Source organism: Dolichospermum lemmermannii CS-548 (assembly GCF_028330815.1).
GTDB classification, from domain to species: domain Bacteria; phylum Cyanobacteriota; class Cyanobacteriia; order Cyanobacteriales; family Nostocaceae; genus Dolichospermum; species Dolichospermum lemmermannii.
This window is the reverse complement of record NZ_JAQMTJ010000123.1, coordinates 1-9,612: the sequence shown is the minus strand read 5'-3', so window position 1 is coordinate 9,612 and position 9,612 is coordinate 1. Positions and strand designations below refer to the sequence as shown.

Sequence of the window (9,612 nt, the reverse complement as noted above, 5' to 3'; positions counted from 1 at the left end):
TCGTTGATAGACAATCAAGAGCCATTAGAATTATGTTCTAAGGCAATGTGGGATACCACCTTCACTAACTCAGTTGGTGATGTTATACTAGATATTCACGATATCTCAGATGTCGGGGAATGTCTCGGTTAAAAGTATCAGTAAGAAAGGCAGTTAGAAAGAAGTTCTCTGGGTGGGGAAACCCCACCCCTACTAACTCACTAAAGCAGTGCGAGAAAAACCATTTTGTCGCGCTAATTTTTCTGCAATTAGCTTTTGATAAACTGCTTCATAACCATCAGTCATTTGCTGAACACTAAAATGTTCTTCCACATATTGACGACAAGCGTAACGATTTAAACTCCTGACTTGATCAATAGCATTAATACATTCTTCGACATTATCACAGAGAAAACCTGTTTCCCCGTTAACAATCACTTCTGCTGTTGAACCCATTCGCATGGCAATTACAGGCGTACCTGATGCCATTGATTCTACCATAACTAAACCAAAAGGTTCTCGCCAAGTAATTGGGAATAAAGTTGCATAAGCACCACCCATAAGGGCATTTTTTTGGAGATGATTGGCTTCACCTAAATATTCAATTTGCTGACCATCAATATGCGGTTTAACTTTTTGTTCAAAATATTCCCAATCTACCAAATCTACCTTACCTGCAAGTTTTAACTTCCGACCAGTTTTTTTAGCAATTTCAATTGCTAAATGTGGTCCTTTTTCTGGAGACATTCTGCCTAAAAAAGCTAAATAAGATGGTTCTGTTGGTTGAGGATAAAATTCATAACTACTAACATCAATGCCATTATAAACAGTGTCTACATAATTTAATCCTAATCTGGGTTCTTTCTGAGAATTAGAGATACTAATATAAGGCTGTTTTCGACAATGTTTAAATATTTTTTCATTGTCTGGTGTGAAAATGCCATGTAAGGTATGCACTGTAGGAGTTGTTACCAGGTTTGCAGATGTTAATGTTGCGACTCCCATATGGGAATGAATAATATCGAAATCTGCGGCTTTTTCATAGACTGATGCTATTTGTAGAAATTCATAAATACTTGAATCTCTGATAGTAGAATCTAGCCTTAAAGCGCGGGGATGAACTGATATTAATTTGGCTAAAGTTAAAGAATCTCCTGATGCAAATAATGTCACTTCATGTCCTCGACGGACTAATTCATCAGTTAATAACCCCACTACCAATTCTATTCCACCATAAGCTGGTGGTGGTACTCTCTCCCACAGTGGAGCAATTTGAGCAATTTTCATTATCAATCTCCTAAAATATCCGATTTCTATTTCCAGTTATTTGAAAATAAATTGAATAGCTAACAGGAAATAGCTAAAAGTAAAAAAAAACCGCCCTTATTCATGATTGTACTACCAAATCTTATGCTTTATATTTGATATATTTTGTCTATCTGAGGTAATGTCAATGTCTGATCCTTAAGAAATAAATTAGACAAAATATAATTGTTATATTTGGGATTTTGAACTTGACTTGAAAGACAAAAATAAGTATAATATATAACGATAAATAAATAGTTGCATATATTAGGTAAAATGAATATATACAAACAAATAAGTAAACCGCGTGTTTCCTGGCAGGCAGTTTTTTCACTAATTATATTTGTGTTTATGTACCTACCTATTTTGGTACTGGCTTTTTATAGTTTTAATCAGTCACCTTACAGCGCTAAATGGCAAGGATTTACCTTAGAATGGTATGGAAAACTATTTAATGACGAACGGATTTTATCCGGGTTATATAATAGTTTGTTGGTGGCTTTTTGTGCAGTAGGAGTTTCCGCAGTGTTCGGAACATTAATGGCTGTGGGGTTGGCACGTTATGATTTTCCTGGTAAGAAATTATATCAGGGAATTGCCTATTTACCCTTATTAATTCCTGATATTGCGATCGCTGTTTCGACACTAGTATGTTTAGCGGCCTTTGCTATTCCTTTGAGTATATGGACTATTATCGCTGCCCATATTGTTTTTTGTCTATCCTATGTGGGTTTGGTAGTGTCTGCGCGCATGAATAATATTAATCCTCATCTAGAAGAAGCAGCATTAGATTTAGGTGCAACCCCCATACAAGCCTTTATTTTAGTTTTATTACCGCAATTAATGCCGGGGATTATTTCTGGGTGTTTATTGGCTTTTGTCTTGAGTTTGGATGATTTTTTAATTGCTAGTTTTACTGCTGGAAGTGGGACTAATACCTTACCAATGGAAATTTTTAGCCGCATTAGAACGGGAGTTAAACCGGATATTAATGCTTTAAGTGTGATGTTAATTTCTATGACTGCTATTGTGGCTTTGATAGGGGAATTGATTAGAACTGCGGGGAAAGGAGAGAATAGGTTGAAATTAATTCAAAGTAGAAAAATGTTTTAAAAATTGCATAAAAGCAGGAATATGATATTTAGCATAATTACTCTGCTCTGAGTAAAATTTAGCTATTTGCCTTAATAATTCATCCCTAAATACCTCCTCTGTATTAGTCCAATCACTTGGTGGTTTAATGTCTTCCCAATAATGCTCTTGAGTTTTGTTATCCTTAACTTTTTTAAGCATTAATAAGGCATAAATTAACTCATTTTTGTGTGTTTCATCTGGAGAATTTTCAAACTGTTCTTTCCAGGAATCACGTAACTTTTCTAAATCTGTACAATCTAATTCTGAACAATGACTAATGCGATTAGATATAGTTGACAAATTATTTTTTAAATCATTGCTATTAATAATAGCATTTGCCATAGTAATATAAATATCTTCAAGAATAATTTTTTGACCGTTATACATAGGAACATTGATGTAATTATCAAAAACTTCTTGCAGTTCAGGTATGATAAAATATGCTTCTTTGTGAATTAATCCTGTTACCCAAATGCGATGATTTCTGGTATTTTCTTCATTAACTTGACCTTGCTGATAAAGATTTGAGAAAATTTCTTCTGTATTAGAGAAACCGTAATTATCAATATTTTGGGACTGTAAATCTAAATCAACTATAGCAAACAGCTTATCAGGATTTAAGTATGACTCTCTACTACCTTCTTCATGTAATTCTAAAAGCTTAAAATAAGTATCTATAACACCTGTTCTACCTTGACAATTAAAAAATTCTGGTTTGTATGTTTTCCATGTCTTTGGAATGCATTTTATATAAAAATCTGCATCTGGCATTTGCTTCATTTTTCCGTAATTTACTGTTGTTTCGTCACTTAAATTTAAAATACTACCTTGACCCTCGCACAAAACAACAATTCTCTGTCTAATGTTTGGATTTCCCAGAATTTCGTTACAATGTTGCATTAGTTTTTTTTGATAAGTATTCATAGTGGAATATTATTATCTGATTTGATAAGTTTTGGTTCTAGTTCCCTGACATGAGCCGGTGTAAGCGCTCGACATAATTGATAAGAATGAGTTGCTAGAATATATTGATTACTAGAAGACCATTCCTCTAAATCTCTAATTATTTCATATTGCCAATCTGGATGAAATCCTATTTCAATTTCATCCATGAGAACAATAGCATTTTTAATTTTACTATACTTTATCCATAGGTAAATACTCAATCTCTTTAATTCACCATGACTTAAATCTTCAGGATAAAGTTCAATATTTTCATTATTGGTATCTAACTTGAATGTGATTTTAGAGAAATCTGTAGAGATATTCACTTTTTTATTAGCTAATAATAAACTCAACTCAGCTAATAATTCTTCATATCTCTTGCCATACTTACCTTCAGTTTCAATAGCAGTTCTAAAATCTTCATCTCTAGCACTTGTGAATACTTTAATTAATAAATCTACCGGAGCGAAATCATAAGTAAAAAATCCTGGTAGTTTTAATTTGGAGGATTTTAAATCTAAGTCATAATCTCTCTCACTATTTTGTTGAAATAATAGACTTCTGGACTTTTGAGAAGTAAACAGAAAAACCTGAGTAATAGGAGCAGCTAAAAATATTTTATTGGATATTTCATCTAACCAGGCTTCTGCTTTATTTATATCTAAATTATCACCAATTTTACATAATAAATGATTTTCACCCACACCCACCCCTGAAAAATAAGGACATATATATATTATGTGTTCTAGAGGCAAGTATTGTGAATATAAATATTGATATAATTTAGAATCTTTATTATTTTGGTCAGGGAATAACAAATTTTTAATAGAATTTTCATCAATATAATTTCGATTGTAACTTGGAAATTTAATTTCAACATTATTTTGTTTTATTATATTTTCAATATAAGTTTCAATATAAGTGTTATGACAAACTAGAAATTTAATTTCAACTTCTTTTTCACCATCCCAAACCTTGATAATAGCTAATACTCTATCACTAGAATCATCATTAAGTGTAAATCCATGTAGTAGATTCTTTATAAAAACTTTTCTTTCTGGATTTGTGCAGCAATGTAATAACACAAAAACTAATTGTAAAAGTGTACTTTTGCCACCTCCATTGAGACTTCCTAAAGGAAAGATATTAGGGACAAACCTTCTATCAAACTTAATATCAACATCTTTCAAAACTCGGAAATCGGGTACTTGAACTTGTAGTAACTTCATGTGAATTTTCTTCCTTGAGAAATATTACATATTTGAATTATACCGTTAACACCAAATCACGGCTAACTTAATCATAATTCATTTAGGGTGGGCATTACCCACCACAATATTCTACACCTTAAACTTAGCGGTAATTCGCTTCATGGCTTCTTCCACATTTACCCGACTATTAAACGCAGAAATACGGAAATAACCCTCACCCGCAGCACCGAAACCAGAACCGGGAGTTCCCACAACATTCACGGTTTCTAATAACTTATCGAAAAATTCCCAACTGGATAAACCATGAGGAGTTTGCACCCATACATAAGGTGCATTTACGCCACCATAAACTTTTAAACCTGCGTTTGTGAGTTCTTCACGGATGATTTTGGCATTGTCTAAATAGAAGTTTACCAAAGCTTTGATTTGTGCTTGTCCTGCTTCTGAATAAACTGCTTCTGCACCCCGTTGAATAATGTAGGAAACGCCATTAAATTTGGTAGATTGACGACGATTCCAGAGTTTCCAAATTTCCACATTAGAACCGTCAGCGGCTTTGGCTGTGAGGGTTTTGGGAACAACAGTTAAAGCGCAACGAGTTCCGGTAAACCCGGCATTTTTAGAGAAAGAACGGAATTCAATGGCACAATCTCTAGCGCCTTCGATTTCAAAAATAGAATGAGGTAAGGTAGGATCAGTAATAAATGCTTCGTAAGCAGCATCAAAAAAGATAATTGAACCGTTGGCTTTGGCATAATTTACCCATGCTTGCAAATGTTCTTTCGTAGCAGTTGCACCTGTGGGATTATTAGGAAAGCAAAGATAAATTAAATCAACTTTTTGGCTAGGAATTTCGGCTGTAAAGTTGTTTTCAGCAGTAACAGGTAAATAAACTAAACCACCATATTCGCCTTTTTCATTCACGTCTCCCGTATTACCCGCCATAACGTTAGTATCTACGTAAACCGGATATACTGGGTCAGTAACGGCGATAACGTTATTTTTGCCAAAAATATCTAAAATGTTGCCAGAATCGCATTTAGAACCGTCGGAAATAAAGATTTCATCGGCTTCTATGGCTGCTCCCCGTGCCTGGAAGTCGTGGGTGGCGATTTTCTCCCTTAACCAATTATAACCTTGTTCTGGACCATATCCTTTGAAAGATGAGCGATCGCCCATATCTTCTACAGCTTTAATCATGGCTGTGCGACAAGCTTCTGGTAAGGGTTCGGTGACATCACCAATCCCCAAGCGAATGATTTTAGCATCGGGGTTAGCTTGTGCAAAAGCATTTACCCGTCGCGCAATTTCTGGAAACAGATAACCAGCTTTGAGTTTCAGGTAGTTGTCGTTAATTGTAGCCATAGTAAATTTTGAGAAAAAAGATAATCATACACTATTTTACTTTGAGGACAGAAATAAAAAGATCCCTGACTCCTTCAAGAAGTCAGAGATCTGAAACTTTAAGTTATAATTATTTTAGAAAATTCCCATATTTGAGAAACTATGAGTCTCATTAATGAAGCTACTAAACAACGAATTATCCAAGAGGTTTTAGAGGCTAGAAAAAATCGTCCTCAGTTTCTAGTTGCTATGCAGGAACGCCAAAAACAAGGTTTAAAAATTGCGCGACAATGTGCCAAAATCTTGAAAGAAAGATTTGGCGCAGAAAAAGTTGTCTTATTCGGTTCTTTATTGGATCATCAACAAATGAGTTGGCGTTCTGATATTGATTTAGCTGTTTGGGGTTTACCAGAAAAAGATTATTTTAAAGCAGTGGGTGTTCTTTTGGATATTGCTGAAGATTGTTCTCTTGATTTGATGGAAGCACAACACGCTAAACCTTATATTTTACCTGCAATTTCTCAAGGAATAGAGCTATGATTGCATTGAGGAGAAAAATTGCTGAAGAACTTATCAAACTTGAAGAATTGGTGAATAACTTACAGCACTTTCCGGTGTTATGAGGTACATATCTAGCGGGCAAGACTTGTACTGAGCTTGTCGATAGCGCAGCGTGGCGTTAGCCATAGTATGCCCGCACTACAAGAGTTTCATGATTCAACTTTGTACCTCATAAGAGCGGAAACCGCTGTAGCTAATAAACTTATAGGTTGTCATCAGATATTTATGGAAGACATGAAAAAATTTGATGCTTTTTTAGTCAATAATTAAATAATACCAATTCCCAATTGCTAATCCCCAATCATCTAATTTACAACTTGGCTACCATGACTGCGAGGATCATCTTGATTTCCATCTGTGGCGACTTGTGCGGAAAATTGGGAGGTTTTACCATTACCTTGAATGTGGGGAAGGGTAGAACCAGTAATTAAAGCTTCCAAATTACTAGCCATAATGGTGCGGGGAATATCACCAATGGTTTCCGCGATGGTTTCCCCTTGCTTACCCAAAAATACAAAGTGGGGAATGCCATCTACTCGATATTTGAGCATTTCTGGCAACCATTTGGTATTATCAACATTCAACATCACAAAATTCAGGTTGTTATTGTACTTTTCTCGGAGTTTGGCCATCTCGGGAGTCATTTTCTGACAAACTGTACACCAATCGGCATAAAACTCGACTAGAGAAGGTTTTCCGTTGCTGAGGGCTACTTCTAAGGGAATAGCAGTTTTACCCAATTCCGCCAGGGAAACTGAGGTAGAATCAGTTTTAAGTCCCAGGAAGAGGGCAACTCCCAAAGCGATCGCTACAATGGCAATTAAGAAGTTTTTGATGCGGCTACTAGAATTTACAGGGGCTTGGGTACTCATAATCAATTTATTAAGACTTATTAACTTAGTTCATCATCTAGTTTACTGTTTTCTAACATAATGAAAAAAAGAGTTACCCTGACTTTTCCCAAACGGGCGATTCAAATGCCTGTTACCTACCGACTAGCAAAGGATTTTAATGTCGCTGCGAATATTATTCGCGCCCAAGTTGCGCCTAACCAAATTGGTAAACTGGTAGTAGAATTATTGGGAGACATTGATCAGTTAGATGCAGCAATTGAATGGATGCGATCGCAACATATTCATGTTTCCCTGGGTTTAGGTGAAATTATCATTGATGAGGATGTATGCGTTCACTGTGGTTTATGTACGGGGGTTTGTCCCACTGAAGCCTTGGCTATTAATCCAGAGACATATAAACTCACTTTTGTGCGATCGCGCTGTATTGTTTGCGAACAATGTATTCCTACTTGTCCGGTACAAGCTATTTCCACTAATCTTTAGATATTATGAGCAATTCTATTTGATTTGTGTATCCCTTACGGGAAATGGAGGTAACGAACCACAGAGACGCAGAGAGCGCAGAGGAAGAGAGGGAAGAGAAATACCTGTATCTTATTTGGGATTGCTATATTGCTAATTTTTTTTATTTATGAAAATTCCTTCAGAAACATCTATCAAAACTCTTGGTGAAACTGCACATCAAGCCATTGAAAACCATTTTACAAAAACCATAAAATGGGAAAAAGCAGTTAAAAAAGACGAAGATCCAGAACCACTTCACCAAATGCGTGTGGGAATGCGACGGTTAAGAACTGCTGTTAGTAGATTCGAGAGATATTTATTTTTACCAAAATTAGTTAGTGATAAAAATATTGGTAAACTTGCTAGAATTTTAGGTGGTCTCAGAGATTTAGATGTGCTTGCAGAAATTCTGGAAAAGAATTACAAACCGCATTTACTTGAAAAAGAACAAAAATCTCTAGAAACCGCTTTTAAGGAATTGCATAAACAACGAGAAATTGCCGTTTCTCATGTGCAGAATATATTTCAAGATGAAGTTTATAAATCTTTTAAAAATGAATGTGAACATTGGTTAAAAAATCCCAGTTATCAAAGTTTTTCATCAGTACCAATTTATCATGTATTACCAGATTTACTCTCACCAGAAGTTAGTGAATTTTGCTTACATCCAGGATGGTTAATTGGGACTAAAATTGTTAAATCAGAAATAGTAGTGCAAACAAAATGGACACCCAAGCAATTAGAAGAACATCTGAAAATAGAAGGTAAAACTTTGCATAGTTTACGGAAACAAGCCAAACGTCTCCGCTACCAAATGGAGTTATTTACTGAATTATATGGTGAGTCTTTTACCGCACATCTTCATGATATTAAAAGCATCCAAGAAATCTTGGGAATGATGCAAGATAATATGGTTTTACATGAATGGTTAGAAAATATATTCAAATCAGAACTGGATACTCAATTACGTGGGTTAACGACGCTACTAGCCGCAAATCGTTATCAATTATGGCAAGAATGGCAACCACTCCAACAACGTTATTTGCAAGCAGATACTAGATATAATTTGCATTTGGTGGTATTACAACCGACGTTGGTAAATCTTAAACAAGAAGAGAGAGATTAATTCATGGTATGTTTAAATATATAATAATCGGCATTCCGCACTTCAAAATGTCACATACAGCGGTTTCCGCTCTTATGAGGTACAAAGTTGAATCATGAAACTCTTGTAGTGCGGGCATCTTGCCCGCTAGATATGTACCTCATAACACCGGGAAGTGCTGTATTTATGCTTCAAAAATGTCATCGAATTAGGATAGTTTTATTAAGTATTAATCCTGATTTTTCCTGGTGGTAATGCGATCGCGAAGCGCGACCTAGGAATCGCTATCTGACCATTATTAGCCCGATATTGGTAATCTTGATGTATACTCAAAACGGCTTGATTGTTTGATTCTAAACGTAGGGGTTTAGCAGTGCTAAACCCCTACACATCTGGGTTCTTTATCATTTGGCAAAAGTTTAAATCTCACCCGTGTTTAGTATATTACAAAATGAAGTGCGGAATGTGGGTTTTAAAGCCAAGCTTGAGATAATATCCTGAATACAGAGGATCTAAATTTGCTTCAACTTTATAACCCACATTCCGCACCCCAAAATGTTACAGAGGGAAATTACGGAGATGAAAATCAAAGGGAGCATCAAAACAAACAGATAAAGTGAAAAAAGGCATTTGAGAAACAGTAAATCACCAAAAATGTCATCAAAATCTA

General features: G+C 35.3%; 10 protein-coding genes. 5 read left to right on the top strand and 5 right to left on the bottom strand.

The features are described 5' to 3' along the window. Nucleotides 1–192: 192 nt before the first annotated feature. Nucleotides 193–1,266 carry a glycosyltransferase family 4 protein gene (locus tag PN450_RS08395; protein ID WP_015079294.1) on the bottom strand — a complete coding sequence of 358 codons (1,074 nt, stop codon included), beginning with the start codon at nt 1,264–1,266 and terminating at the stop codon, nt 193–195. 369 nt (nt 1,267–1,635) lie between these two features. On the opposite strand from PN450_RS08395, the gene PN450_RS08390 reads away from it, so the two are divergent. Next, entirely contained in the window at nt 1,636–2,397 is a 762-nt protein-coding gene (locus PN450_RS08390; RefSeq protein ID WP_271835992.1) for an ABC transporter permease, read from the top strand. Here PN450_RS08390 and PN450_RS08385 read toward each other — a convergent pair. From PN450_RS08385 to PN450_RS08375, 3 genes are all read right to left on the bottom strand, one after another. Next, complete coding sequence (locus PN450_RS08385) at nt 2,371–3,342, bottom strand: hypothetical protein (protein WP_271835991.1); 972 nt, start codon at nt 3,340–3,342, stop codon at nt 2,371–2,373. The genes PN450_RS08390 and PN450_RS08385 overlap by 27 nt on opposite strands. Next, nucleotides 3,339–4,592, bottom strand: coding sequence for an AAA family ATPase (locus PN450_RS08380; RefSeq protein ID WP_271835990.1), 1,254 nt, complete (start codon nt 4,590–4,592; stop codon nt 3,339–3,341). Before PN450_RS08380 ends, PN450_RS08385 begins: the two co-directional genes overlap by 4 nt. A 111-nt stretch (nt 4,593–4,703) precedes the next feature. Beyond that, entirely contained in the window at nt 4,704–5,939 is a 1,236-nt protein-coding gene (locus PN450_RS08375) for an LL-diaminopimelate aminotransferase (RefSeq protein ID WP_271835989.1), read from the bottom strand. 141 nt (nt 5,940–6,080) lie between these two features. On the opposite strand from PN450_RS08375, the gene PN450_RS08370 reads away from it, so the two are divergent. Together PN450_RS08370 and PN450_RS08365 are read left to right on the top strand one after the other, a co-directional pair. Continuing rightward, complete coding sequence (locus tag PN450_RS08370; RefSeq protein ID WP_213717954.1) at nt 6,081–6,458, top strand: nucleotidyltransferase family protein; 378 nt, start codon at nt 6,081–6,083, stop codon at nt 6,456–6,458. A gap of 117 nt (nt 6,459–6,575) precedes the next feature. Next, a complete protein-coding gene (locus PN450_RS08365) occupies nt 6,576–6,749 on the top strand; it encodes a hypothetical protein (protein ID WP_271835988.1) in 174 nt (57 codons plus the stop codon). Nucleotides 6,750–6,784: 35 nt separating this feature from the next. Here the strand turns inward: PN450_RS08365 and PN450_RS08360 are convergent, their stop codons facing one another. Then, nucleotides 6,785–7,351 carry a thioredoxin family protein gene (locus tag PN450_RS08360; RefSeq protein ID WP_271835987.1) on the bottom strand — a complete coding sequence of 189 codons (567 nt, stop codon included), beginning with the start codon at nt 7,349–7,351 and terminating at the stop codon, nt 6,785–6,787. A 60-nt stretch (nt 7,352–7,411) separates the two neighbouring features. Between PN450_RS08360 and PN450_RS08355 the strand changes: the two genes are divergently transcribed. Further along, complete coding sequence (locus PN450_RS08355; RefSeq protein ID WP_015079300.1) at nt 7,412–7,816, top strand: NIL domain-containing protein; 405 nt, start codon at nt 7,412–7,414, stop codon at nt 7,814–7,816. Between the two features lie 148 nt (nt 7,817–7,964). Next, nucleotides 7,965–8,963 carry a CHAD domain-containing protein gene (locus PN450_RS08350; protein WP_271835986.1) on the top strand — a complete coding sequence of 333 codons (999 nt, stop codon included), beginning with the start codon at nt 7,965–7,967 and terminating at the stop codon, nt 8,961–8,963. Nucleotides 8,964–9,612 lie beyond the last annotated feature (649 nt).